Genomic DNA, 23223 nt, shown 5'->3' with positions numbered 1-23223 from the left:
CCGATACGACAAGACCGCCACCATCTACCTCGCCGGACTCCACATCGCCGCCATCTTCATCTGGTCGGCAAGATGATCCGAAAGAAACGCCCTAGTGGTCGCGCTTGGGGCGCCAGACCACCAGCGCGCTCGCCTGCTGCACGTCCTGGTACGGCACCAGGTCGCGGCGGTACGAGGCGTGCACCTGGGCCTCGCGCTGGCGCATCGCCGCGGCGGCGCCCTCGACGGCCGACGAGAGCTCGGCGACCCGGGCCTGGAGCGCGGCGACCTGGTTCTCCAGCTCGATGATGCGCTTGATCCCGGCCAGGTTGATGCCCTCGTCCTGCGACAACTGCTGCACCTGGCGGAGCAGTTCGATGTCACGGGCCGAGTAGCGGCGGCCCCGGCCGGCCGTGCGGTCCGGGGAGACCAGACCCAGGCGGTCGTACTGCCGCAGGGTCTGCGGGTGCAGACCGGACAGCTGGGCCGCCACCGAGATGACGTACACCGGGGTCTCGTCGGTCAGTTCATAGGGGTTCCGACGTCTTCCTTCCACCGCGTCACGCTCCCTTCGCCGCCTGGAACAGCTCGGCCCTGGGGTCCGTGGAGGCGGTCGCCTCCCGGTAGGTCTCCAGCGCCTCGCGGGCCTTGTCGTCGAGTTCGCCGGGCACCGCGACCTCCACCGTCACCAGCAGGTCGCCGCGCGTCCCGTCCTTGCGGACCGCGCCCTTGCCGCGGGCGCGCATGGTCCGGCCGTTGGGGGTGCCGGCGGGCAGCTTCAGCGTGACCGGGGGTCCGCCGAGGGTCGGCACCTTGATGTCGCCGCCGAGCGCCGCCTCCGGGTAGGAGACGGGCACGGTGATGGTGAGGTTGTCGTCCTTGCGGCCGAAGACCGGGTGGGCGTCGACGTGCACCACGACGAACAGGTCGCCGTTCGGCCCGCCGCGCTCGCCCGGGGCGCCCTTGCCGCGCAGCCGGATCTTCTGCCCGTCGGAGACGCCCGCCGGGATCCGGACCTGCATGGTCCGCGAGGACTTGGCCCGGCCGGAGCCCTTGCAGACCTCGCAGGGGTTCTCGGCGATCAGGCCGCGGCCCTTGCAGTCCACGCACGGGTCGGTCAGCGAGAAGCCGCCGCCGCTGCCGCGCGAGACCTGTCCGGTGCCGACGCAGGTCGGGCACACCCGGGGGGTGCCGTTCTTGTCGCCGGTGCCGGAACAGGCCGTGCAGGGCTGCTGGCTGGACATTCGCAGGGGCACGGTCGCGCCCTCGATGGCCTCGGTGAAGCTGAGCGTCACCTCGGACTCGATGTCCTGGCCCCGGCGGGGCTGGGTGCGGGCACCCGCGCCGCCGCCGCGGTTGAACAGTCCGCCGAAGACGTCCCCGAGGCCGCCACCGCCGAAACCGCCGGCCCCACCCTGGGCACCGCCGAAGAGGTCGCCCAGGTCGAAGTTGAACGAGCCGCCCGCGCCGGGACCGCCGGCCCGGAAGCCGCCGTTCCCGAACAGCGCGCGCGCCTCGTCGTACTCCTTGCGCTTCTTGGGGTCGCCGAGGACGTCGTTCGCCTCGGAGATCTCTTTGAAGCGCTCCTCCGCCTTGGTGTCGCCCTTGTTGGCGTCCGGATGGTTCTCGCGGGCGAGCTTCCGGTACGCCTTCTTGATCTCGGCCTCGGTGGCGTCCTTGGGGACGCCGAGGACCTTGTAGTAGTCCTTCTCGACGAAGTCCTTCGTGCTCATCGACGTCCCTCCTCCCGCACGCGGGTACGGCTGTTACTCGCTGTCCTTCTCGGACGCATCGGTGGTGCCGGGGTCGGCCTTGGCCTCGCCCTGCTCCTCGGCCTTGGCCTGCGCCCCCGGCTGGGGCTCGGCGACGGCCACGCGGGCGGGCCGGATGGTCCGCTCGCCGATCCGGTACCCCGGCTGCAGGATCGCGACGCAGGTCGTCTCGGTGACGTCCGGCGCGTACGAGTGCATCAGGGCCTCGTGGATCGTCGGGTCGAAGGGCTCGCCCTCCTTGCCGAACTGCTGGAGCCCCATCTTGGCGACGACGGTCTCCAGCGACTCGGCGACCGACTTGAAGCCGCCCACGAGCTCGCCGTGGTCCCGGGCCCGGCCGACGTCGTCGAGGACGGGCAGCAGCTCGGACAGGAGGCTCGCGACGGCGATCTCCTTGACCGTGACCCGGTCCCGCTCGACGCGGCGGCGGTAGTTCTGGTACTCGGCCTGGAGCCGCTGGAGGTCCGCGGTGCGCTCGGTGAGCGCGGCACGGGCCTGGTCCAGCTGGGCGGTGAGGCCGGCGTCGGCCGCCGGCGCGCTGTTCGCGTCCCCGGCCGGGGCCGCCGTGTCCTCGGGGGACTCGGCGGCCTCGGCGGCGTCGCCGGAGGGGACGTCGGGCTTCTCCTCGAAGCCCGGGGTCTCCTCGCTCACGCCTGACCGTCCTTCTTGGGCTCGTCGTCCACGATCTCGGCGTCGACGACGTCGTCGTCGGCCTTCGCCTGGCCGGCGTCGCCACCCGCGGCCTGGGCGGCCTGGGCGTCGGCGTACATGGCCTGGCCGAGCTTCTGGGAGACGGCCGCGACCTTCTCGGTGGCGGTGCGGATCTCCGCGGCGTCCTCGCCCTTGAGCTTCTCGCGGAGCTCGCCGAGCGCGGCCTCGACCTCGGACTTCACGTCGCCCGGGACCTTGTCGTCGTTGTCCTTGAGGAACTTCTCCGTCTGGTAGAGGAGGTTCTCGCCCTGGTTGCGGGACTCGGCGGCCTCGCGGCGGCGGTGGTCCTCGTCCGCGTACTGCTCGGCCTCCTGGCGCATCCGGTCGACCTCTTCCTTCGGCAGCGAGGAGCCGCCGGTGACGGTCATCTTCTGCTCCTTGCCCGTGCCCAGGTCCTTCGCGGTCACGTGCATGATGCCGTTGGCGTCGATGTCGAAGGCGACCTCGATCTGCGGGACGCCGCGCGGGGCCGGCGGGAGGCCGGTCAGCTCGAACATGCCGAGCTTCTTGTTGTACGCCGCGATCTCGCGCTCGCCCTGGTAGACCTGGATCTGCACGGACGGCTGGTTGTCCTCGGCCGTCGTGAAGATCTCGGACCGCTTGGTCGGGATCGTGGTGTTGCGCTCGATGAGCTTGGTCATGATGCCGCCCTTGGTCTCGATGCCGAGGGACAGCGGGGTGACGTCGAGGAGCAGGACGTCCTTGACCTCGCCCTTGAGGACACCGGCCTGGAGGGCGGCGCCGATGGCGACGACCTCGTCCGGGTTCACGCCCTTGTTGGCCTCGTTGCCGCCGGTCAGCTCCTTGACGAGCTCGGCGACGGCCGGCATGCGGGTCGAGCCGCCGACCAGGACCACGTGGTCGATCTCGGAGAGGGCGATGCCCGCGTCCTTGATGACGTTGTGGAACGGGACCTTGCAGCGCTCCAGGAGGTCCGCGGTCAGCTGCTGGAACTGGGCCCGGGTGAGCTTCTCGTCCAGGTGCAGCGGGCCCTCGGCGGAGGCCGTGATGTAGGGCAGGTTGATGGAGGTCTCGGTCGAGGAGGAGAGCTCGATCTTCGCCTTCTCGGCGGCCTCGCGCAGACGCTGGAGGGCCATCTTGTCGGCGGAGAGGTCGACGCCGTGACCGTTCTTGAACTGCGTCACCAGGTAGTCGACGACGCGCTGGTCCCAGTCGTCACCACCGAGGTGGTTGTCACCGTTGGTGGCCTTCACCTCGACGACGCCGTCGCCGATCTCCAGGAGGGACACGTCGAAGGTGCCGCCACCGAGGTCGAAGACGAGGATCGTCTGGTCGTCCTTGTCGAGGCCGTACGCCAGGGCGGCGGCGGTCGGCTCGTTGACGATGCGCAGGACGTTCAGGCCCGCGATCTCGCCGGCCTCCTTGGTGGCCTGGCGCTCGGAGTCGTTGAAGTACGCCGGGACGGTGATGACCGCGTCGACAACCTTCTCGCCCAGGTAGGCCTCGGCGTCCCGCTTCAGCTTCTGCAGGATGAAGGCGCTCATCTGCTGCGGGTTGAAGGTCTTGCCGTCGATCTCCATCTTCCAGTCGGTGCCCATGTGGCGCTTGACCGACCGGATGGTCCTGTCGACGTTGGTGACGGCCTGGCGCTTGGCCACCTCGCCGACGAGCACCTCGCCGTTCTTCGCGAAGGCGACGACGGACGGCGTGGTCCTGGCGCCCTCCGCGTTCGTGATGACGGTGGGCTCGCCGCCTTCCAGAACGCTGACGACGGAGTTAGTCGTGCCCAGGTCGATGCCGACCGCACGTGCCATTTCGATTCCTCCAGCTGACTGACTTGAGTGGAACTGACTCAAGGATGCCTCACGGAGCCGGGGGCGTCAACAGACCTGAGTCGACCCCGCTCAACTCTTCGCCCGTTCAGTCGCTCAAAGAGACGCAGAGGGCGCGTCGCTACCTGACGCGGAGCCCCGGAGGTGGCAGAGTCCTGATGCCCTTTGCCGGGCAAAGCAGGCATATCCCACGAACATCCCATGATCTCAGCCGGAGGGTTCCGGGGCATGACGGCGAACCACCGCAGTGTCGACCTCAAGCGGGCCTTCGACCTCGTGGGGGGTACGGCGCTGCTGGTGCTGCTCTCCCCCGTCCTCGCCGCGACCGCGCTCCTGCTCTCGCTCGCCCAGGAGGGCCCCGCCCTGCGCCGCCGCACGGTCGCCGGACGGCACGGGCGCCCCTTCACGATGCTGACCTTCCGGACCCGCAGTCCGCTGGCGGCGCTGCCGCTGCTGCTGCACGTCGTCCGGGGCCAGATGTCGCTCGTCGGCCCCTGCCCGCTCTCCCCCACCCACCGGGAGTGCGTCGGCGAGGCCCGGCGCCGGCTCTCGGTCCGCCCCGGCGTCACCGGACCCTGGCAGATCAGCGACCGCTCCGACCTGCCGTGGGAGGAACGCGAGCTGCTGGACCTCCACTATGTGGACCACCACTGGCTCGGCATGGATCTGGCCGTTCTGGCGCGTACGCTTCCAGCAGTCCGCCGTCGTCGTCTCCGGCGCGCCCCGGCCCGTCCGGCAAGGCTTGCCTGAGCGACACAGATCACCGCGAGGTCCGCTACAAGTGGAGCGCCCCGCCCGGTAATCTCAGCACGGACTAGATAAGTTACCGCTTAGTAGGCTCAGGGCGAGGGTGAGGCGAGGAAGAGGCCGCGCCAGCCGCGCCCCAGGCCCGCCCGAGGAGCCCGTCATGCAACTCGCCGCGATCATCGTGTCGCTGACGCTGACCGTGGTCGGCGTTGCCCTGCTCGCTCGCGCCATCGGCCAGTTCGTCCGGTACTTCAAGCTCGGCCAGCCGGTCCCGGCCGGCACCCGTACCGACAACCCCTACCAGCGCAGCGTGACGCTGGTCCGGGAGTTCCTGGGCCACACCCGGATGAACCGCTGGGGGATCGTCGGCTTCGCCCACTGGTTCGTCGCCATCGGCTTCCTGACCCTGCCGCCGACCATCGTCACGGCGTACGGCCAGCTCTTCCAGGCCGACTGGACGCTGCCGGTCATCGGCGGCTTCGTGCCGTACGAGATGTACATCGAGTTCATCGGCTCGATGACCGTCCTCGGCATCGCCACCCTGATGGTCATCCGGCTGCTGAACCTGCCGTCCCGCCCCGGCCGCAAGTCCCGCTTCGCCGGCTCCAAGGCCGGCCAGGCGTACTTCGTCGAGTGGGTCATCCTCACCATCGGCCTGGCCATCTACGTGCTGCGCGGCCTGGAAGGCGCCCTGCACCACGTCGACCACTACGAGGCCGCCTACTTCGCCTCGTACCCGCTGGTCCTGCTCTTCAAGGGCATGTCGGTGGCGACGCTCCAGACGCTCGTCTACCTCTTCGCCATGATCAAGCTCAGCACCACCATGATCTGGATGATCACGGTCTCGCTGAACACCAACATGGGCGTCGCCTGGCACCGCTTCCTCGGCTTCCCGAACATCTGGTTCAAGCGCAACGCCACCGGCGAGACCGCCCTCGGCGCGCTCCAGCCGATGACGACCGGCGGCAAGCCGATCGACTTCGAGGACCCGGGCGAGGACGACGTCTACGGCGTCTCCCAAGTCGAGCAGTTCTCCTGGAAGGGCCTCCTCGACTTCTCCACCTGCACCGAGTGCGGCCGCTGCCAGTCGCAGTGCCCCGCCTGGAACACCGGCAAGCCCCTCTCCCCCAAGCTCCTCATCATGTCGCTGCGCGACCACGCGCACGCCAAGGCGCCGTACCTGCTCGCCGGCGGCGGCAAGGACATGGAGGGCAACGAGAAGGCCACGGCCGAGCAGCTGAAGGACGTCCCCGCCGCGGCCCTGGCCGAGGCCGAGCGCCCGCTGATCGGCACCGTCGAGGAGAACGGCGTCATCGACCCGGACGTCCTGTGGTCCTGCACCACCTGCGGCGCGTGCGTCGAGCAGTGCCCGGTCGACATCGAGCACATCGACCACATCGTCGACATGCGCCGCTACCAGGTCATGATCGAGTCCGCCTTCCCGTCGGAGGCCGGCACGATGCTGAAGAACCTGGAGAAGAAGGGCAACCCCTGGGGCCTGGCCAAGAAGCAGCGCGTCGAGTGGACCAAGGAGGTCGACTTCGAGGTCCCGATCGTCGGCAAGGACGTCGAGGACCTGTCCGAGGTCGACTACCTCTACTGGGTCGGCTGCGCCGGCGCCCTGGAGGACCGCGCCAAGAAGACCACCAAGGCCTTCGCGGAGCTGCTGCACATCGCGGGCGTCAAGTTCGCGATCATGGGCGGCGAGGAGAAGTGCACGGGTGACTCCCCGCGCCGCCTGGGCAACGAGCCGCTGTTCCAGCAGCTCGGCCAGGAGAACGTCGCCATGCTGAACATGGCGTTCGGCGAGGACGACGAGGACGAGTCGACGAAGAAGCCGAAGTCGGCCAAGAAGATCGTCTCCACCTGCCCGCACTGCTTCAACACCATCGCCAACGAGTACCCGCAGCTCGGCGGCGAGTACGAGGTCATCCACCACACCCAGCTGCTCCAGCACCTCATCGACGAGGGCAGGCTGATCCCGGTGACCCCGGTCGACGGCCTCATCACCTACCACGACCCGTGCTACCTGGGCCGGCACAACAAGGTCTACACGCCGCCGCGCGAGATCATGTCCGCCGTCCCCGGCCTGCGCCAGCAGGAGATGCACCGCCACAAGGAGCGCGGCTTCTGCTGCGGCGCCGGCGGCGCGCGGATGTGGATGGAGGAGCGGATCGGCAAGCGCATCAACACCGAGCGCGTCGACGAGGCGCTGTCCCTCAACCCGGACATCGTCTCCACCGCCTGCCCGTTCTGCCTCGTCATGCTCACGGACTCCGTGAACGGCAAGAAGAACGACGGCAAGGCGAAGGAATCGCTCCAGGTCGTGGACGTGGCCCAGCTGCTGCTGGACTCGGTGAAGACCCCGGTCGACCCCGAGCCGGAAACCCCGGCGGAGGAGCCGGAGCCGGTCGCGTAAGACGATGTAAGACCATGAGAAAGGGCCGTCCCACCCGGTGGGACGGCCCTTTCTCACGCTCTCAGCGCTGCTGGGCGTGGGCGTGGTACGTCGCGACGAGCCTGCCGTTCAGGTCGTAGACCCAGCTGTCGCCGCCCTGCTTCGGGGCGTCGATGACGACGAAGCGGTACGGGTGCTTGCCGGGCTGCACGGCGAGCTTGTACGTCCAGCCGTGGTGCCGGACGGTGAGGTGCTGCGCGTCGACGGTGGCGAGGCGCTTGCCGTTGACGGCGGCGACCTGGACGCGCGGGCCGTCCTTGACGTTCTTGGCGAAGGTGGCGACGGTCCCGCCGGGAAGCGCGACCTGCGCAGGCTTCGGGTCCGGCTGGGGCGCGGGGACCCGGTCCAGCCACGAGCGGACGGTCCCGTCGGGGCGGAGCACGATGTGGAGCCCGTTGTTCTCCCCGTACGCGGGCTTCCCGTCGGTGCTGCGGAGGGTGCCGAGCAGCTGCCCGCCCCCGTAGACGTCGGCGGAGAAGCGCCCGGGACCGTCCTGGTACACCTTGGCGAGCGAGCCGTCGGCGAGGTCGACGTTCCGCCAGAAGACAGCCTGGCCGGCAGGCGCCTGGTCACTCACGGCCTGGTCGCTCGCGAAGGCGGCGGCGGCCGGGAGCAGGAGGGCGGCGGAGGTGCCGGCGGCGACGGCGGCGGTACGGAGGACGCGGGCACGGCGGTTGAGGCGCATGGAGAACTCCAGGGGGTTTCGCTGCTGACCCCACCGACGCTACGGACCACACATTGAGGCGATACGTCCGTTTTGTAACAGCCGCCCGGCGCCCACCGCACGGCCCCGTCACGGCTCAGGGGTCCCCTAGGGGATGTCACAGGTCAGCCGCAATGGAGCGGGCCCGCCGCGGAAGCGGGTACGTTCAATGACGTGGCTGGATTCAGGAACGGACGCGGCCGGGACAACCGCCCCCCGCAGCAGCATCGACCGCAGCAGGCGCCGTACGGGTACGACGCGCCCCCGCAGGGGTACCCGCCGCAGCAGCAGTGGCAGCAACAGCCACCGCGGCAGCAGCAGCCGTACGGGGAGCCCGAGTACTTCGGCGACCCGCACGCGCAGCACCCGCACGCGGCGACGGCGAACAACCCGGGCCACACCCAGATGTTCAGCGTCGACGACCCGTACGCTCAGCAGGGCGGCTACCAGGCGCCCCCGGCCCCCGCTGGCCCCCGCCTGCCCTGGAAGGCCCTCCTGAGCGGCATCGTGCTGCGCCCGGCGGACACCTTCCTCCAGATGCGCGACCACGCGGTGTGGGGCCCGGCGCTGATCGTCACCTTCCTCTACGGCCTGCTGGCGATCTTCGGCTTCGACCAGGCCCGCGACGAGGTGCTGAACGCGACGATCTCCAGCACGATCCCGTACGTGCTGATGACCGGCGTCGGCTTCGTCCTCGCCGGCCTGATCCTGGGCGCGGTCACCCACACCCTCGCCCGCCAGCTCGGCGGCGACGGCACCTGGCAGCCCACGGTCGGCCTGTCGATGCTGATCATGTCGCTCACCGACGCCCCCCGCCTCCTCTTCGCCCTCTTCCTGGGCGGCGAGAACGGCCTCGTCCAGATGATCGGCTGGATCACCTGGGGCGCGGCCGGCGCGCTCTTCACCCTCATGGTCGGCCGCTCCCACGACCTCCCGTGGCCCAAGGCCCTGGGCGCCTCCGCGATCCAGCTGATCGCCCTGCTGAGCCTGATCAAGCTGGGCACGCTGTAGCCCGCACGCACCCGCACACGAAAGAGCCCCCACCGAACACCCGGCGGGGGCTCTCTCTCGCTGCGCCTCCGTAAGGGAGGTCACATCCGACCCCCCTGTTCCCCCCGTCATGTGCACATGCAACATTGTCGGTGCTGTCAGGACTTCGGGGGAGTACGCGCATGCGACGTGAGAACGGGACAGCCGCGGGGAACGGCGATCTCGTCGTGCAGGACGGCGCTCTGACCCGCCTCGCCGACGATCTCGACGTGATGCAACGTCATCTCGACGGCCAGGTCAGGCGTATGGACGCGGTCGTCGACCGCATCGAGGCCGGATGGCAAGGTGACGCCGCCCGGGGCTACCGAGCCCTGCACCGGGGTGTGGCCGAGGACGCGGTGCGCATCCGAGGGATCCTGGCGGTCCTGGAGGAAGCCTTGCGCATGAGCCAGGACGGCTTCACCGAACAGGAGTTGGCCACCCTCCGCAGCATGCGGTCGGTCACTTCGCACATGGACGTCGCCCGCGAGGCCGACTCGCTGTCCGACGCCGGCACGCCGCCACCGGCCTCAAGCCGCCTGCGCGACATCTGACGCCGCGCACCGACTTCGCACGTCGACACATCCAGGGGGAGCACTCCGCATGAGCAACGACCACATAGTTGTCAGCTTCAGCACCTTACGTGAGGCCGCGGCGGAACTGGAAGACATCCTCCGACAGCTCAACCAGCGTCTGGAGACGCTGTACGGGCGTACCGAGAAGGTCGTCCTCACCTGGCAGGGCGAGGCGCGCGAAGCGTTCGTCGAGGAACTCGACCAGTGGGACAAGAGGATGCAGGACCTCCAGGCGTCCCAGGCGTGGCTCCACGAGATCGTGACGACGGGCCACGCGAACTACACCGAGGCGCACCGTGCCGTCCTGCGCGGATGGGGGGCGGGCTGAGATGGGCACCCCTCCGCCCCCGTCGGCGCAGAGCGGCACCATCGACGTCACGCCGTCGGACCTCTATCGGGTCTCCGGCCAGTTCGCCAAGGAGCAGACGAACCTGCACAAGGCGGCGAACACCCTTCTCCGGGAACTCGGGGAGTACCAGGACGCAGGTGGCTACGGCACGTCGGCCCAGGCCTTCTCAGCCGCCTACACGAAGGTCGGGAACCGCTTCCTGGAGGTATGGGCGCGGAGCGTGGTGAGCGTCGGAGGCGCGGCCGTCGGGTTCACCACGACGGCCAACAACTACGTCAAGGCGGACGCCGCCTCGGACCCGAGCGGTACCAAGCAGGCCCTCACCGTGCCTCCGCCCCCGGTCATGGAGACGGCCCCCGCATACCCCCGCGTCACCGACCTGAAGTGGGGGGACGACGACGGCGGCGACAGGATCTGGGTCCGCATCCTGGAGTGGGTCCCGGAGCCGATCGTGGACGCCGTGCGGGTCGCCGTCAAGCATGCCTACCGCATGGGCCGGGTGCCGGATGTCTATCCCTACCCCGATCAGCACCATCTGAACTCGCTCTCCGAGTACTGGGGGCACGCGAACCGGTCGCTCTTCCTCGTCGAGGGCAGCTTGACCGGTTACATGGCGGGCATCACCAGCCAGGCCGACAGCGAATGGCACGACGCGATGCGGACGTTCTGCAGCTCGCTGTGGGGCACCACCGCATGGGGCAAGAGCAGGGCCGGGTATGAGTGGAAGCACGACACGGCGGGTTCGGGGGCCGGCGCGAGCCACCCGGTGCTCGCGGTGCTGGCCGACACCAGCCGGAAGGTGAGCGAACTGCTGCGGGACTTCGCCGAGGCGGCCGCCGAGCTGAACGCGAAGGTCTACGACGAGTACCTGGAGGCGGTCAAGAAGGCCGTCCTCGATGTCGACCTCAAGGACGGCTTCGACCTCAAGGACGTCAAGGGCATCTTCAAGGGTGTGGTGAAGGGAGCGGCGGCGGTCGGTCTGAACATCCCGCTGAACATCGACACCAGCGCCATGAACGCCATCGTCAACCGGTACGAGCGGAGGGTGGACGCTCTCACCCGGCAGTTCGACGACATGATCGCCCCCCTGGACGAGGCGTTCATGAGCGCCCCCAGCTTCCACGCCGAGGAGGCCCGCGCCCAGTCCTTCGGCGCCCGAGCACTTCACGAGTTCAAACCCGTCCACACCTACACCGTGCCCGGGGAGGACCCGAAGAACCACTTCTTCCCCATCGACCTCGCGGGCCAGGAGGGCATCGAAGGGAGCCATCCGGTCGACAAGCACGTCGGCAAGACGGACGAGCAGCTGGCGCAGCGCCTCCGTGACCAGGAGACGGTTCGCCCCGACGGGACGGTGGCTCCGCGCGCCATCTCCACCTTCACGGACCACGCCTCCGCCCAGCGCCTCACCCAGCTGGTCCTGGACGACATACGCAACGCGGAGCTGATCGAGCGGTGGACGGAGCGGCAGAAGGACCCCAACCAGTACAACCCGAACTCGAAGCCGAGCTACAGCCTCTCCTTCAACGAGGTCACCGGACGCTCGCTCAGCCGGGCCGACTTCGCCGCGGACGGCTTCCAGGCACAGGCGAAGGACGTGCACAGCGTCAAGGTGACGCTCAAGTACATCGGGGACCACACCGATCCCCCGTTCATCGTCCTGACCTCCATGCCGGAGGCGCCTTAGCATGCGCAACGTGACCACATACATCGGAGCCGTGTTCCACGACAGCGCCGTCTCCCGTCTCCTGGAACTGGCGGCCGTCTGCCGGCGTGACCCGTCGAGGACGCTGGAGGACGAGATCGCCCGGTTCTGCCGGACGGTCAGGGAGTCGCCCCAAGCCGACTGGGCCATGCCGATCGCCGCGGTCGCCGCCCTCCTCGACCTGGTCTCGAACGAGGTGGAGCAGGTGGACCCGGCGACCCTGTCGGCGGGATTCGCCGCACTGCTCGCCGAGGCCGCCGGTGACGTACCCGCACCCGCCTTCCTGCGGCAGCTGTCGGCGGCGCTCCGAGGCCAGGGGCAGAAGCCGGTCCCGGACTTCGGACGGCTTCCGATGGCCCCCTGGGAGGCCGAACTGAAGTTCGGCAGGATCCACCAGTTCTGGTGGTGGGTGGAATCGGGCGAGTACGAGGACTTCGACGAAGGCGTCCGGGCGGGAGTCGCCGCCGAGCACCCCCATGGCTGTCGGGTCGCACTGGCCGGGCTGGCCGCGGAGCTGCAGGAGGCGCTCCTGCTCTTCCCCACACCGGCCGTCCCGTCCGCGCCCGTGGCCGGACTGGCCGCGACGGCACCATGGGCGTCGGCCCCCGTACTGCGGGCGATCCTCGCGGCCGTACACACCCACATCGACGAGGAGCACTGAGAGAAACCCCGTGCCGAGCCCCCACACCTCCGCCACCTACCCCGACCGGGAGACCGCCCAGTGGGCCACCCAGCAGGTGGTGACCGCCAACGAGCAGAACATCCACCGATGGCTGGCCCAGTCGACCCGGCAGCGTCTCACCATCGAGGCGGCCTGGCCTTCCCGGCCGGAGCCGGTCGGCCGCGTGCTGCGCCAGGCGATGATGCTCGCCGGCCAGGAGCCGGTCGACGTGCGCGCCGCCCGGGTGATCCTCCGGCGCAGCCCGGACGCCCCGCACGGCTTCACCGTGCACGCCACCTTTCCGATCTACCTGTAGAGGCTGTGTCCCTTGCCCCTGTCGCCACGCGAGCACGACCGGAAGTACGGCGAACTGGACCATGTGATCCGCGCCCACATGGGTCGCGGCGCCGACGATCCGGAGGCGCTGACCGCGTACCTGCGGCACACCTGGCGCACCCGCCCCTGGGCGATCCCCGTCGCCGAGGAGCAGCTGCGCTCCTACTCGGACAATCCGCCGGGGCGGCTGCGGCTCCGGCTCGGCGAGTTCTATCCCGTGCCGGATGTCGGCCTGGCCGACGCGGAGATCCAGCCGTGGCTCGTCAGCCTCGCCGACCGGCTCCGGGAGAGCGTCGAGACGGGGCAGGCGCCCCCGCCGTCCACCCCGCGGACCCGGTGGGAGTGGCACGCCCGCTTTCCCGAGCTCGCCCAGTTCCTCGGGGGCTGGTTCTCCCAGGACATGCCGGACGAGTTCGAGGACCACGACGCCGCGCTCCAGGACTACCTGGACACCACCGACAGCGGCCTGATCGCCCAGCTGACGGGTGAGCTGCACGATCTGCTCGCGCTGCCCCTGGGCGAGTCCGACTACGCACTCGCCCTGGAGGAGCTGGGCATGGAGGTCGACCCCCCGGCCCCGTACGCCCCCGGCGGCTGGCTGGCAAGCCTGGCCGGGCGGCTCCACGGCACCCGTTCCTGAGCGCGCCCCGCGGGCGAGGGCTCAGGCGTCGAGGACCTGGCCCTCGCGCTTGACGACGGGGGGCTCGACGGACCAGGGGAAGTTGATCCACTCGTCCGTCTTCTTCCAGACGTACTCGCACTTCACGAGGGAGTGGGACTTCTCGTAGATGACGGCGGAGCGGACCTCGGCGACGTGGTCGACGCAGAAGTCGTGGACGAGCTTGAGGGTCTTGCCGGTGTCGGCGACGTCGTCGGCGATCAGGACCTTCTTGTCGGAGAAGTCGATCGCGTTCGGGACGGGCGCGAGCATGACCGGCATCTCGAGGGTCGTCCCCACGCCGGTGTAGAACTCCACGTTCACGAGGTGGATGTTCTTGCAGTCCAGCGCGTAGGCGAGCCCGCCGGCGACGAAGACGCCGCCGCGGGCGATCGACAGCACGATGTCGGGCTCGTAGCCGTCGTCGGCGATGGTCTGGGCGAGCTCGCGGACGGCGGTCCCGAAGCCCTCGTACGTCAGGTTCTCGCGTACTTCACTCATGTCCGGCTACCGCCTCACACCTGGGTCCGATGGAAGTTCATGTACGAGCGGGAGGCCGTCGGCCCCCGCTGGCCCTGGTACCGGGAGCCGTACCGCTCGCTGCCGTACGGGAACTCGGCGGGCGAGCTCAGCCGGAACATGCACAGCTGCCCGATCTTCATCCCCGGCCAGAGCTTGATGGGGAGGGTCGCGAGGTTCGACAGCTCCAGCGTCACGTGCCCCGAGAAGCCGGGGTCGATGAACCCGGCGGTGGAGTGCGTGACGAGCCCGAGCCGCCCGAGGGAACTCTTCCCCTCCAGCCGGGACGCGATGTCGTCCGGCAGGGTGATGACCTCGTAGGTCGAGGCGAGCACGAACTCGCCGGGGTGCAGGATGAACGCCTCGTCGCCCTCCGGCTCCACCTCGCGCGTCAGATCGAGCTGCTCGATGGCCGGATCGATGTGCGGGTAGCGGTGGTTCTCGAACACCCGGAAGAAGCGGTCGAGACGCACGTCGATGCTGGACGGCTGCACCATGGATTCGTCGTACGGGTCGATGCGCACCCGCCCGGCGTCGATCTCGGCCCGGATGTCCTTGTCTGAGAGAAGCACGCCCCCACGATACGCAGAGGGCGCGAGCCGCCCCAATCGGGACCGCCCGCGCCCGCCCAGGTCAGCGCTGCCGCGCCTCCACCGGCACCGCCTGCCTCAGCCGCGCGCACCGCGGACACCGGAGGAGCCGCCCGGGCCCGATCCGCCCGGCACCGAGCTGCTGAAGCGGAAACGAGGCGGTACTGAACACGTGCCCTTCGGCACAGCGGACGACGGTGCGCTCCACGGAACCCATCAAGTCCCTTCCCCTACACACATGCTGGACGAGACAGCCACATTAGGGGATCAACAGGACAGCCCTCCACGCGGCACTCCGACCCGCCGAAGAGAGACGGACTACGCCACCCGTGGCGCATGGGGTACAGTGTGCAACGATGCGACCGGCTCATCCGGCCGCTGTGCGGATGTAGTTTAATGGTAGAACATGAGCTTCCCAAGCTTATAGCGCGGGTTCGATTCCCGTCATCCGCTCTTCCACGAAGCCCCAGGTCAGCGACCTGGGGCTTCGTCGTCGTCCAGGGGGGTGCCGCCTACGGGGAGTGCGGGAGTTCGGCGAGGAGGATCTTGGCGGCCTGGGTGACATTGCCGGCGTGGACGGCGCGGGCCATGGCCGTGCGGGCGGCCTCGGGCGTCGTGGCGGGCGGGACGACCATGAGGGAGAAGTGGTCGCCGTCGCCGCGGGTGATCAGCACGGTGTCGTCGCCGACGGGGAAGGAGTCGAGGTGCACGACCCGGTCGTCGACGATCAGACGAACCGGGATGTCGTTCCAGGCCGAGGCGTCCAGGCCGACCCGGGTGAGGGGTCCGAGGTGTGCGGTCAGGGCGGTGATCAGCGGCGGGAGTTCGCGCTCGACGTCGCGTGAGCGCGGCCACCAGGCCCCGTCGAGGAGACTCTGCCGGGACCCCGTCGTCTCCAGTCGGAGGAGCGCGGTGCCCGGTCCGACGGCCCGGTGGATCTCGTCCGGCAGGAGGCGCGGGGGCGTGCGGGGAATGCCTGTGTCGGTCATGGTCGGTCCGTCCGTCCACGGGTGATGCCGCTGCCGCCCGGACCGGTGCCACGGCGGACGCCGGGCCGGTGAGCGGGGCGGCGGCCCCGTTCTTTCACCGTACTCCGGGAGGACCCGCGGACGCGCCGTCCCCACCGCGGAACCGATCGGCGCCGGACTTCCGGACGTACCGTGGACGTACGGAGGCCTGACCCCAGCCCGGCCTCCGACGAGAAAGGACGGTGCCGTTCTTGGACCGCAGCGAGCCAGAAGCCGAGGCCCTGCCGCCGCCGGGGCACGCCGAAGTCCGCATCGTCGCCGCCACCCCGGACGCCGCACGGATGGTGGCCGACGTCCTCCGCCGCTGCTTCGCCGGCGGCGAGCAGCGCAGCTATCCCGCCCCGGGCGGGGGCACCCGCCTCCACCTCACCGTCGACACCGCCCGCACCGCCGAACCGGCCCGGTCCTGGCTGGCCAGCAGCAGGCCCCCGAGCGGCGCCGGGCCCCACTCCGAGGAACCCTGACCGGGCGACCGGAGCCGCCGGGCGCGCGTGGCATCCCCGGGCGCCGCGGAGCATCCTGGAAGCCGCACCACGATGCCGATGGATCGGCCCGTCGGCACCGGACCAGGGTGTCGCCCCGCCGCCCGCCTGGAGGCCCCCGGATGACCGTCGGACCGCACGAGGACGGGAATCCCGACCGCTCGGAGAGCTTCGGGGAGATGCTGCTGGGCGGGCTCCTGGATCACGCCCACGCGCTGCCGCCCGACCGGGTGGCGCCCGCCCTCGCCGACGTCCTCGCCCGGATCGGCGGCCGGGATCCGCAGATCCTGCTCCAGGACTACGGGCAGCAGAGCTTGGTCCCCCTCGCCGGGGACGGACTGGCGGGCGGCGATCCCGTGCCCATCGACGGTTCGGCGGCCGGTCGCTGCTTCCTCACCTCGCGTCCGGTCGAGGTGCCGGCGGCCGACGGCGTACGGGTTCATGTGCCGCTGCTCGACGGCGGCGACCAGGCCGGCGTCCTGGGCGTCACCCTGGACACGGTCGACGACGACGCCCGCCGTCTCCTGCGCAGGCTCGCGGCCCTGGCCGCCGACACCATCCGGACCAAGAACGGCTACACCGACCTCTTCTTCCGCACCCGCCGCGGCGAACCGATGAGCGTCGCCGCCGAGATCCAGTGGTCGCTCCTGCCACCCCTCGCCATGACGATGCCCCGCGTCGCCGTCGCCGGAGTCCTGGAACCCGCCTACGACGTGGCCGGCGACAGCTTCGACTACGCCCTGAACGGCGACGTCCTCCACCTCGCCATGATCGACGCCATGGGCCACGGCCTGGACGCGGCGACCATGGCGACCGTCGCCATCGGCGCGTACCGGCACGCCCGCCGCACCAGCGTCGAGCTCTCCGAGATCTACCTCTTCATGGACCGGGCCGTCGCCGAACAGTTCGCCCCCGACCACTTCGTCACCGCGCAGATGCTGCGGCTCGACACCGGCACCGGCCGCCTCCAGTGGGTCAACGCCGGGCACCCCGCCCCCATGCTGATCCGCGAGCATCGCGTCGTACGCCGCCTCGACAGCCCCACCACCCTCCCCGTCGGTTTCGGCGGAGACCAGCCGCAGGTCAGCGAGGTGGCGCTCGAACCCGGGGACCGGATCCTCTGCTTCACCGACGGTCTGATCGAGGAACACGAGAGCGGGCAGGAGGAGTTCGGCGAGGACCAGCTGATCGACTGGGTCCATCGGCTGGACCGGGCCGACCGGGGCGTACGGGCCGTGGCACGCGACCTGTCCCACACGCTCCGGCGGGCCCGCGGCGGGGCCACCACCGACGACGCGACCCTCGTCCTCGTGGAGTGGCGCGGACGAGGGTGACGGGGACCCGGCGCGTCCGGCCCCGCCGCGGAGTACGTTGGAGGTACCGGGAGCACCTCGCACACCCGCCACCACGCGGACGTCGTTCCCGGCGCTCACTAGGCCGGGGCACCCGCGGGCGCCCCGGGGACGGGTCCCGGTCTCATGACCAGCACCACCGCTCCCACGCGCCAGGCACGCCTGGCACTGACCCCGATCACCTCTCTGGCCGGCCTGCTCGACGGCGCCTGGTGGCCTTACACACGCGATCTCGCCGCCGAGCTGCCGCCCCTGGCGGAGGCGCTGCGGGACCGCTTCGGACGCGTCACGCGCATCACCGCGAACCCGGCCCCCTGGCCTGTTGCTTTGCGCAAGGTCCCCGTCGGCGGCTACGCCGTGCACGTCGGCTGGTTCATCGACCAGGCCCCCGACACCATGATCCTGCTCTCGTACAGCCTCGGCCGCTGCGACCTGCTCGTGATCCCCCCGGAGACCGAACCCTCCTCCGCCGCGCGCCTGATGACCGCCGCGTCCATCCCGGGCAACGTCCACACCACCGGCACCCTGATGTCCGAGGAGAACGCGACCGGTCGTCTCCTGCGGGAGGCAGGGGCCCGTGAGGACGCCTGGGAGACGGACGGCGGCGCCTCCCCGCAGCCCCGTCCCCACCCCCACCCCGTCGTCGGGGCACGCATGATCTACCCGCCGCCCCAGGGCATGCGGAGATGACACCTGCTGCGCCCCGCTCTCCGCTCCCGTGCCCCATCCGTGCCCTTGGTGGCGGTGAACAGCGGTCGAAACGGGCGCCCACGAAGCCCCAGGTCAGCGACCTGGGGCTTCGTCGTTGCCCAGACATGCGAGTGTCAACGCACGACGGAGAGTTGCGGCCTACGGAACGCGGACACGCGTGAGGCGCTGCAAGGAATGCGACCGAGCGCTCGATGAGCACCGGAACTGGCGGCGGCCGAACCGGTTCTGCCGGCAGTGGCACCGGGTGAAGTACTGGCTGAAGCTGATGGCGGAGCTGGTCTTCAGCCAGCCGCCTCGGTCCGCGTGTGGCGTCACGTGGGGATCAGGCCCGTGCGCAGCAGGTCCAGGAAAGCGGTGGCGGCGGGGGTGGAGGGGCCGTCGGCGCGCCAGGCCAGGGCCACTCGGCCGCGGAGGCGGGGCTCGGTGATCCGGAGCGTGCGGAGGCCCAGGGCCGACGCCGTCTCGGCGGGGAGGGCCGGGACCACCGCAACGCCGAGGCCGCGGGCGGCGAGCTGGGCGAGGAACAGCGGGGCGGCCGCCTCGAAGGCGATGCGGGGCGGGAACCCCGCCCGCGCGCACGCGCGGTCGAGGACCCCGCGCAGCCCCGTGCCGCGCGGCAGGCTGATCAGCGGGCGGTCGCGGAGTTCGGCCAGCGGGATGTCGGTGCGGTCCGGGGGCGTGAGGGCGGGGTCGTCCGGGGGGACGGCCGCGACCAGGGGTTCGTCGACCAGGACCTGGAGGGAGACGCCCGGCGGGGGTTCCTCGGTCGTGAGGCCGATCACGGCGATGTCGAGTTCCCCCCGGCGCAGTGCGGCGAGCATCCGCTCCGAGGTGTCCTCGGTGACGGCGATCTCCACCTGGGGGTGGTCCTCGTGGAAGCCGGCCAGGAGCCCGGCGAGGTCGAACCGGTGGGCCGCCGCCGCCGCGCCCGCGACGAGGCCGAGGGTGACGTGTCCGCGCAGCAGGCCGGTGTACTCGTCCGCGGTCTGCCGTACCGCTTCGACGGCGGTGATCGCGGCCCGCGCGTACGGCAGGACGGCCTCGCCCACCTCGGTCAGGGTCACCGACCGGCCGGAGCGGTCGAGCAGCTGGTGCCCGAGTTCCTTCTCCAGTCGGCGGACCTGGGCACTCAGCCCCGGCTGCGCGAGGTGCAGACGGGCGGCGGCTCGGGTGAAGTTGGCTTCCTCCGCGACGGTGACGAAGTACCGGAGCTGCCGAATGTCCATAACTGATCATGCTAGGTGCGAGACGGGCAAACTCTTGGACTTATGGCGGGGCTACCGAAAGCCTGGGAGGTATGGGGAACACGACGGGCAGGATGCCGGCGGCGGACATCAGAGCGGCGATCGCGGGCGAACGCCGGGAGCTGGCGGCCGTGTTGGACGGCCTGGCGACGGAGGAGTGGGACGCGCCGAGCCTGTGCGGGGGGTGGCGGGTGCGAGAGGTCGCGGCCCACATGTCGATGGGGTTCCGGTACGCGTTCCCCAGGATGGCGTGGGAACTGGTCAGGGCGCGAGGGAACCTGCACCGGATGACCGACCGGTGCGCCCGCGCGGACGCGGCCGCCCACGCGCCGCGTGAACTCGCCGCGTTCCTGCGGGACAACGCGGAGCACCCCTGGAAGCCGCCGGTCGGCGGGATCGTGGCGGCGCTGGGGCACGACGTGGTCCACGGCCTGGACATCACCGTCGCGCTGGGCCTCGGGCGCCGCGTCCCCGAGGACCGCGTGCGCGTCCTCCTGGAGAGCGTCGACGCGAGGACCGTCCGGTTCTTCGGGGCCGACCTCGGCGGCGTCGCACTCCGCGCCGACGACCTCGACTGGTCCTTCGGCACCGGAACGCCCGTGACCGGCGCCGCACAGGACCTCCTCCTCGTCGCGTACGGCCGGCGGCTCCCCCCGGGGCACCTGCGCGGTGCGCGGGCCGATCGCTTCCAGGCATCCGCGTGAGGGGGCCCGCCATGGAGTTCACGCACCCGCGCGTCCGTCTCGTCCACGCCGTCGCCCTGCTCGCCACCGGGCTCCTCGCCGGCGCGTTCGGCTACGGCGCCGCCAACCTCGTCCCCACCTTCGACGCGGTACCGCTCGACATGCGGCTGTCGTTCCACGCCGAGCTGATGAAGAGGAACGGCATCACCGTGCAGGCCGCGATGGCGGTGTCGACGCTGAGCTCCCTCGCTCTCGCGGCCCTGAGCCGCGGCCGGGCCCGGCTGATCGCGGGGACCGCGGGGCTGCTGACCCTCGCGTCGTTCCTGACGACCCGGCTCGGCAATGTGCCGATCAACGGCCGGATCAAGGAATGGGCGGTCACCTCGGCGCCGGTCGATCACGCGGAGATCCTGGGGCGCTGGGAACTCTTCAACAACCTGCGCACGCTCACCGCCCTCACCGCGTTCGCCCTGCTGATCGTCCTCGCCCTGTGGCCGCCGCGGGGCGTCGTACCGACGCGGGAGGGCGCGGGCGCAGCTCGGGGCGGCGCATTCCCGGGCGTCGAATAACTGCGTTCGCGAAGCGAGATTTCAGCCGGTGCCACCGTGAGGTTTTTTATCGGCGGCGCGCACGGAAAAATACGAAACCCGCACGGCGCGTTCCGGCGTGCTACTGTCGAATCAGTTGCAGTTTTGGTACCCGAAATTTTCAGGTGTCCCCGTCCGGCCGCGCGCCGGGCGGAGACATCGTGCGTTCCGGTCTTTTTCCGGGCAGGGAATCATCGCGGCGACACGGAATTCGCAGGTCGCGTTTTCCGCTGCACTTCCCGAAGGAGAAAAGACATGGCTGCCGGTACCGTCAAGTGGTTCAACGCGGAGAAGGGTTTTGGCTTCATCGAGCAGGAGGGTGGCGGTCCTGACGTGTTCGCCCACTACTCGAACATCGCCACCCAGGGCTTCCGCGAGCTCCAGGAGGGCCAGAAGGTCTCCTTCGACGTCGCGCAGGGCCAGAAGGGCCCGACGGCGGAGAACATCGTTCCCGCCTGACGCTGACGCGCCACAAGCACCTTGAGCAGCTGGGGCCCGCATCCTTCGGGGTGCGGGCCCCAGCTCTCTGCGTTTCCGAAGAGTGCAGAGAAAAGAATGCGCGGCGGCGCGCGGTGTTCCGGCGGGACCGTCGCCTGAGCCCCGTACGGTCCGGACGCCGATCCACCACCTCAGGAGGCCCGCTGTGACACCTGCCGCCGCCCCGTTCCCTCCGGCCGGCCCGGCGCTGACCGCCGGTTCCCCGGACCCGAACGGACCGCAGGTCTGCGACGACATGACCGTGGAAGTGGCCCTGGCCGTCATGGCCGGAGCCCGTACCGGCCATCTGATCGTCTGCGACCACGACGATCAGCGCACCGGCCTGGTCACCCGGGCCCAGCTCACCACCGCCCGCGCCGGCGCCGCCTACACCGACCGGCTCCGGCTGCGCGACCTCCGCGTCGACGGCGGCCCGGTACCGGCGCCCCGTCCCCGGGCCGCCTGAAACCGGTCCCGAGTCGCGCGGCGGTCCCGACGGTCCCGACTTCCGCGCCCCGCCCCGCGGCGGGCCGCCCCCACTCCTTCCCTCTCCCCTGTGAGGTCTCGTGCGCTGTGTCATCGCCCGCTTCCCCTTCGAACTCGACCAGGCCGGCGTCCTGGAGGCCATGAGGGGCGTCGAGCCCGAGGAGGTCACCGGCGAGTCCGTGGTCATCGGCCGCCGTACCTACCCCGTCAAACAGGTCGGCCAGGTCGTCACCCGTCAGGACCGCCGCGACTTCACCGCCCGTGAGGTCGTCCTCGCCATGACCAAGCTCGGCTTCACCTGCGGCAGGGGTCCCGCCGCGCAGCGCGGGCGGGTGTGAACCGGGGTCCGTGAACGCGGGAGGGCCCGACCGGCACCAGCCGGTCGGGCCCTTCCCCGTTCACGGACGGGTCCTCCGCCGCGCCGGGCTCAGTGGTCGGAGTAGCTGACGTCGCCCATCGTCCAGGCGCTGACGTCCGCGATCGAGACGCGGTACATGCCGCCCGTCTCCGGGATGCCCACCGTGCCCTGGAGGATCCGCGCCAGGTGGAAGTGCAGGTGGGTGGGCGACGACTCGCCCTTCGGCGCGGCGGCGAAGACCGCGGAGAAGTCGGCCAGGTGGTCGGAGTCCGCCAGGACCTCCGACACCCGCTGCCGCCACACCGCCTCGGGCGCCAGCCGGCCTGTGATGACCGCGCCGCCGGCGACGACGGTCAGGGACATCTGGTTGCTGCGCCCGGACTCCACCAGCCGGGCGATGTCAACGAGCAGCTCGTCAGTCTTCGACATGGAAACCGATCCTACGGGTCGCCCCGCCTCCTGCCCCAGTCCTCCCTCGCGGGCGGGACGGACGGCGGGTCGATCACCCCAGTCGGCGACGGCGGTTCGGCGACCGAGGTGCGGCGACGAGCCTCGGCGACCGCGATCCCGGCGCGCCCGGCAGCGGCCGGGCCGGGCGGGCGGACACCGGACGCCGGCGCTCCCTCAGGGCCCGCAGGTGGTGTAGTAGTTCCCTCAGGCCCTGATGCCCCGACTGGCACCAGGGCCCCTCTATGCACGTCACGGAGAGGTGCTCATGACAGCAGACGACTCGTACGACCGTCTCGACGACGACGACTACCCTGCCTACACCATGGGCAGGGCCGCCGAGATGATCGGCGCCACCCAGGGCTTCCTCCGCGCCCTCGGCGAAGCCCGCCTGATCACTCCGCTGCGCTCCGCGGGCGGCCACCGCCGCTACTCCCGCTACCAGCTCCGCATCGCCGCCCGAGCCCGCGAACTCGTCGACCAGGGAACGCCGATCGAGGCCGCCTGCCGGATCATCATCCTCGAGGACCAGCTGGAGGAGGCGCAGCGCATCAACGCGGAGTACCGCCGCGCCGCCGAGTCCCGTACGCCCTCGGACCAGGCGTGAGCCGCACCCGCCCGGCCGCCCTCGCCGCGCACGTCCCTCCCTCCGACCTGACAGAGCCCGCCCCGTCCTGACCGGCCCGCGGCCGGGCCGACGCCGTGGGCTTCCGGACCCCGGCCGCCGGTCACCGGGCCGGCACGGCGAGCGGAGTCCTACCCTCCAGTAGCATCGCTGCTTCG

General features: G+C 70.7%; 28 protein-coding genes and 1 tRNA gene. 19 read left to right on the top strand and 10 right to left on the bottom strand.

All coding sequences use genetic code 11. From position 1 onward, the window contains the following. Positions 1-91: 91 nt before the first annotated feature. The 4 genes from ACFVQZ_RS24465 to dnaK are packed head-to-tail and all read right to left on the bottom strand — an operon-like array spanning position 92 to position 4237. On the bottom strand, positions 92-535 hold the full coding sequence (locus ACFVQZ_RS24465; protein ID WP_030495883.1) for a heat shock protein transcriptional repressor HspR: 444 nt from the start codon (positions 533-535) through the stop codon (positions 92-94). A 4-nt stretch (positions 536-539) separates the two neighbouring features. Next, positions 540-1712, bottom strand: coding sequence for a molecular chaperone DnaJ (gene dnaJ / locus ACFVQZ_RS24460; protein WP_030495884.1), 1173 nt, complete (start codon positions 1710-1712; stop codon positions 540-542). A 33-nt stretch (positions 1713-1745) separates the two neighbouring features. Then, positions 1746-2402, bottom strand: a complete 657-nt coding sequence (gene grpE / locus ACFVQZ_RS24455; protein WP_030495885.1) for a nucleotide exchange factor GrpE — start codon at positions 2400-2402, stop codon at positions 1746-1748. Further along, positions 2399-4237 carry a molecular chaperone DnaK gene (gene dnaK / locus ACFVQZ_RS24450; RefSeq protein WP_030495886.1) on the bottom strand — a complete coding sequence of 613 codons (1839 nt, stop codon included), beginning with the start codon at positions 4235-4237 and terminating at the stop codon, positions 2399-2401. The genes grpE and dnaK overlap by 4 nt, the downstream gene beginning before the upstream one ends. Positions 4238-4483: 246 nt before the next feature. On the opposite strand from dnaK, the gene ACFVQZ_RS24445 reads away from it, so the two are divergent. Then, the gene (locus ACFVQZ_RS24445; protein WP_036415434.1) at positions 4484-5005 is read left to right on the top strand and encodes a sugar transferase; all 522 of its coding nucleotides are present in this window, start codon (positions 4484-4486) and stop codon (positions 5003-5005) included. Between the two features lie 157 nt (positions 5006-5162). Further along, positions 5163-7421, top strand: coding sequence for a (Fe-S)-binding protein (locus tag ACFVQZ_RS24440; RefSeq protein WP_383626011.1), 2259 nt, complete (start codon positions 5163-5165; stop codon positions 7419-7421). A 61-nt stretch (positions 7422-7482) separates the two neighbouring features. On the opposite strand, the gene ACFVQZ_RS24435 is transcribed toward ACFVQZ_RS24440, so the two are convergent. After that, positions 7483-8145, bottom strand: coding sequence for a hypothetical protein (locus tag ACFVQZ_RS24435; RefSeq protein WP_383626008.1), 663 nt, complete (start codon positions 8143-8145; stop codon positions 7483-7485). 192 nt (positions 8146-8337) lie between these two features. On the opposite strand from ACFVQZ_RS24435, the gene ACFVQZ_RS24430 reads away from it, so the two are divergent. The 7 genes from ACFVQZ_RS24430 (at position 8338) to ACFVQZ_RS24400 (ending at position 13458) form a co-directional block, all read left to right on the top strand. After that, on the top strand, positions 8338-9174 hold the full coding sequence (locus ACFVQZ_RS24430; protein WP_383626005.1) for a Yip1 family protein: 837 nt from the start codon (positions 8338-8340) through the stop codon (positions 9172-9174). Positions 9175-9335: 161 nt separating this feature from the next. Then, on the top strand, positions 9336-9746 hold the full coding sequence (locus ACFVQZ_RS24425; RefSeq protein WP_383626002.1) for a WXG100 family type VII secretion target: 411 nt from the start codon (positions 9336-9338) through the stop codon (positions 9744-9746). A 49-nt stretch (positions 9747-9795) separates the two neighbouring features. Next, the gene (locus ACFVQZ_RS24420; protein ID WP_383625998.1) at positions 9796-10095 is read left to right on the top strand and encodes a WXG100 family type VII secretion target; all 300 of its coding nucleotides are present in this window, start codon (positions 9796-9798) and stop codon (positions 10093-10095) included. Position 10096: 1 nt separating this feature from the next. Next, positions 10097-11803 (top strand): RNase A-like domain-containing protein, encoded by a 1707-nt coding sequence (locus ACFVQZ_RS24415; RefSeq protein ID WP_383625995.1) that lies wholly within the window; start codon positions 10097-10099, stop codon positions 11801-11803. A 10-nt stretch (positions 11804-11813) separates the two neighbouring features. Continuing rightward, positions 11814-12482, top strand: a complete 669-nt coding sequence (locus tag ACFVQZ_RS24410) for a hypothetical protein (RefSeq protein ID WP_383625992.1) — start codon at positions 11814-11816, stop codon at positions 12480-12482. 10 nt (positions 12483-12492) lie between these two features. Continuing rightward, a complete protein-coding gene (locus ACFVQZ_RS24405; protein WP_383625989.1) occupies positions 12493-12798 on the top strand; it encodes an RNase A-like domain-containing protein in 306 nt (101 codons plus the stop codon). A gap of 12 nt (positions 12799-12810) precedes the next feature. Then, a complete protein-coding gene (locus ACFVQZ_RS24400) occupies positions 12811-13458 on the top strand; it encodes a contact-dependent growth inhibition system immunity protein (protein WP_383625985.1) in 648 nt (215 codons plus the stop codon). 21 nt (positions 13459-13479) lie between these two features. On the opposite strand, the gene ACFVQZ_RS24395 is transcribed toward ACFVQZ_RS24400, so the two are convergent. Together ACFVQZ_RS24395 and dcd are read right to left on the bottom strand one after the other, a co-directional pair. Further along, positions 13480-13977, bottom strand: a complete 498-nt coding sequence (locus ACFVQZ_RS24395) for a phosphoribosyltransferase (protein ID WP_030495891.1) — start codon at positions 13975-13977, stop codon at positions 13480-13482. Positions 13978-13991: 14 nt separating this feature from the next. Then, the gene (dcd, locus tag ACFVQZ_RS24390; protein ID WP_030495892.1) at positions 13992-14567 is read right to left on the bottom strand and encodes a dCTP deaminase; all 576 of its coding nucleotides are present in this window, start codon (positions 14565-14567) and stop codon (positions 13992-13994) included. Between the two features lie 400 nt (positions 14568-14967). On the opposite strand from dcd, the gene ACFVQZ_RS24385 reads away from it, so the two are divergent. Beyond that, positions 14968-15038, top strand: a tRNA-Gly gene (locus ACFVQZ_RS24385). A 59-nt stretch (positions 15039-15097) separates the two neighbouring features. On the opposite strand, the gene ACFVQZ_RS24380 is transcribed toward ACFVQZ_RS24385, so the two are convergent. After that, positions 15098-15574, bottom strand: a complete 477-nt coding sequence (locus ACFVQZ_RS24380) for a DUF5994 family protein (RefSeq protein WP_383625980.1) — start codon at positions 15572-15574, stop codon at positions 15098-15100. 230 nt (positions 15575-15804) lie between these two features. On the opposite strand from ACFVQZ_RS24380, the gene ACFVQZ_RS24375 reads away from it, so the two are divergent. From ACFVQZ_RS24375 to ACFVQZ_RS24365, 3 genes are all read left to right on the top strand, one after another. Further along, positions 15805-16077, top strand: coding sequence for a hypothetical protein (locus ACFVQZ_RS24375; RefSeq protein ID WP_036415438.1), 273 nt, complete (start codon positions 15805-15807; stop codon positions 16075-16077). A 140-nt stretch (positions 16078-16217) separates the two neighbouring features. Continuing rightward, positions 16218-17429: a PP2C family protein-serine/threonine phosphatase gene (locus ACFVQZ_RS24370; RefSeq protein ID WP_383625976.1), complete on the top strand. Its 1212-nt coding sequence runs from the start codon at positions 16218-16220 to the stop codon at positions 17427-17429. A gap of 144 nt (positions 17430-17573) precedes the next feature. After that, positions 17574-18137 (top strand): DUF5994 family protein, encoded by a 564-nt coding sequence (locus tag ACFVQZ_RS24365; protein WP_036415441.1) that lies wholly within the window; start codon positions 17574-17576, stop codon positions 18135-18137. Positions 18138-18469: 332 nt separating this feature from the next. Here the strand turns inward: ACFVQZ_RS24365 and ACFVQZ_RS24360 are convergent, their stop codons facing one another. Next, complete coding sequence (locus tag ACFVQZ_RS24360; protein WP_383625972.1) at positions 18470-19384, bottom strand: LysR family transcriptional regulator; 915 nt, start codon at positions 19382-19384, stop codon at positions 18470-18472. A gap of 71 nt (positions 19385-19455) precedes the next feature. Between ACFVQZ_RS24360 and ACFVQZ_RS24355 the strand changes: the two genes are divergently transcribed. The 5 genes from ACFVQZ_RS24355 to ACFVQZ_RS24335 all read left to right on the top strand — a co-directional run bounded on the left by ACFVQZ_RS24355 (position 19456) and on the right by ACFVQZ_RS24335 (position 21973). Then, the gene (locus ACFVQZ_RS24355; RefSeq protein ID WP_030495898.1) at positions 19456-20106 is read left to right on the top strand and encodes a maleylpyruvate isomerase family mycothiol-dependent enzyme; all 651 of its coding nucleotides are present in this window, start codon (positions 19456-19458) and stop codon (positions 20104-20106) included. A gap of 11 nt (positions 20107-20117) precedes the next feature. Next, the gene (locus ACFVQZ_RS24350; RefSeq protein WP_081959257.1) at positions 20118-20654 is read left to right on the top strand and encodes a DUF1772 domain-containing protein; all 537 of its coding nucleotides are present in this window, start codon (positions 20118-20120) and stop codon (positions 20652-20654) included. Positions 20655-20927: 273 nt separating this feature from the next. Further along, a complete protein-coding gene (locus tag ACFVQZ_RS24345) occupies positions 20928-21131 on the top strand; it encodes a cold-shock protein (protein WP_030495900.1) in 204 nt (67 codons plus the stop codon). A gap of 274 nt (positions 21132-21405) precedes the next feature. Next, positions 21406-21615, top strand: a complete 210-nt coding sequence (locus tag ACFVQZ_RS24340; protein WP_383626029.1) for a hypothetical protein — start codon at positions 21406-21408, stop codon at positions 21613-21615. Positions 21616-21715: 100 nt separating this feature from the next. Further along, complete coding sequence (locus tag ACFVQZ_RS24335; protein WP_030495902.1) at positions 21716-21973, top strand: SCO5918 family protein; 258 nt, start codon at positions 21716-21718, stop codon at positions 21971-21973. Between the two features lie 89 nt (positions 21974-22062). On the opposite strand, the gene ACFVQZ_RS24330 is transcribed toward ACFVQZ_RS24335, so the two are convergent. After that, a complete protein-coding gene (locus ACFVQZ_RS24330) occupies positions 22063-22422 on the bottom strand; it encodes a hypothetical protein (protein WP_030495903.1) in 360 nt (119 codons plus the stop codon). Between the two features lie 286 nt (positions 22423-22708). Between ACFVQZ_RS24330 and ACFVQZ_RS24325 the strand changes: the two genes are divergently transcribed. Continuing rightward, complete coding sequence (locus ACFVQZ_RS24325) at positions 22709-23047, top strand: MerR family transcriptional regulator (protein ID WP_030495904.1); 339 nt, start codon at positions 22709-22711, stop codon at positions 23045-23047. Positions 23048-23223 lie beyond the last annotated feature (176 nt).

Origin of the sequence: Streptomyces sp. NPDC057854 (genome assembly GCF_042797055.1) — a bacterium.
GTDB lineage: Bacteria > Actinomycetota > Actinomycetes > Streptomycetales > Streptomycetaceae > Streptomyces.
Note: the sequence above shows the minus strand (reverse complement) of the source record. Positions and strands in the feature narration are given on the sequence as shown.

Excerpts from the sequence above, each read along its gene's own strand:
- ACFVQZ_RS24425 (WP_383626002.1), top strand. The coding sequence starts at position 9,336 with ATGCGACGTGAGAACGGGACAGCCGCGGGGAACGGCGATCTCGTCGTG.
- ACFVQZ_RS24360 (WP_383625972.1), bottom strand. The coding sequence starts at position 19,384 with ATGGACATTCGGCAGCTCCGGTACTTCGTCACCGTCGCGGAGGAAGCC.
- ACFVQZ_RS24415 (WP_383625995.1), top strand. The coding sequence starts at position 10,097 with ATGGGCACCCCTCCGCCCCCGTCGGCGCAGAGCGGCACCATCGACGTC.
- ACFVQZ_RS24370 (WP_383625976.1), top strand. The coding sequence starts at position 16,218 with ATGACCGTCGGACCGCACGAGGACGGGAATCCCGACCGCTCGGAGAGC.
- ACFVQZ_RS24395 (WP_030495891.1), bottom strand. The coding sequence starts at position 13,977 with ATGAGTGAAGTACGCGAGAACCTGACGTACGAGGGCTTCGGGACCGCC.
- ACFVQZ_RS24325 (WP_030495904.1), top strand. The coding sequence starts at position 22,709 with ATGACAGCAGACGACTCGTACGACCGTCTCGACGACGACGACTACCCT.
- dnaK (WP_030495886.1), bottom strand. The coding sequence starts at position 4,237 with ATGGCACGTGCGGTCGGCATCGACCTGGGCACGACTAACTCCGTCGTC.
- ACFVQZ_RS24365 (WP_036415441.1), top strand. The coding sequence starts at position 17,574 with ATGACCAGCACCACCGCTCCCACGCGCCAGGCACGCCTGGCACTGACC.
- ACFVQZ_RS24355 (WP_030495898.1), top strand. The coding sequence starts at position 19,456 with ATGGGGAACACGACGGGCAGGATGCCGGCGGCGGACATCAGAGCGGCG.
- ACFVQZ_RS24340 (WP_383626029.1), top strand. The coding sequence starts at position 21,406 with ATGACCGTGGAAGTGGCCCTGGCCGTCATGGCCGGAGCCCGTACCGGC.
- dnaJ (WP_030495884.1), bottom strand. The coding sequence starts at position 1,712 with ATGAGCACGAAGGACTTCGTCGAGAAGGACTACTACAAGGTCCTCGGC.
- ACFVQZ_RS24380 (WP_383625980.1), bottom strand. The coding sequence starts at position 15,574 with ATGACCGACACAGGCATTCCCCGCACGCCCCCGCGCCTCCTGCCGGAC.
- ACFVQZ_RS24440 (WP_383626011.1), top strand. The coding sequence starts at position 5,163 with ATGCAACTCGCCGCGATCATCGTGTCGCTGACGCTGACCGTGGTCGGC.
- ACFVQZ_RS24420 (WP_383625998.1), top strand. The coding sequence starts at position 9,796 with ATGAGCAACGACCACATAGTTGTCAGCTTCAGCACCTTACGTGAGGCC.
- ACFVQZ_RS24435 (WP_383626008.1), bottom strand. The coding sequence starts at position 8,145 with ATGCGCCTCAACCGCCGTGCCCGCGTCCTCCGTACCGCCGCCGTCGCC.
- ACFVQZ_RS24350 (WP_081959257.1), top strand. The coding sequence starts at position 20,118 with ATGGAGTTCACGCACCCGCGCGTCCGTCTCGTCCACGCCGTCGCCCTG.
- ACFVQZ_RS24345 (WP_030495900.1), top strand. The coding sequence starts at position 20,928 with ATGGCTGCCGGTACCGTCAAGTGGTTCAACGCGGAGAAGGGTTTTGGC.
- ACFVQZ_RS24445 (WP_036415434.1), top strand. The coding sequence starts at position 4,484 with ATGACGGCGAACCACCGCAGTGTCGACCTCAAGCGGGCCTTCGACCTC.
- ACFVQZ_RS24330 (WP_030495903.1), bottom strand. The coding sequence starts at position 22,422 with ATGTCGAAGACTGACGAGCTGCTCGTTGACATCGCCCGGCTGGTGGAG.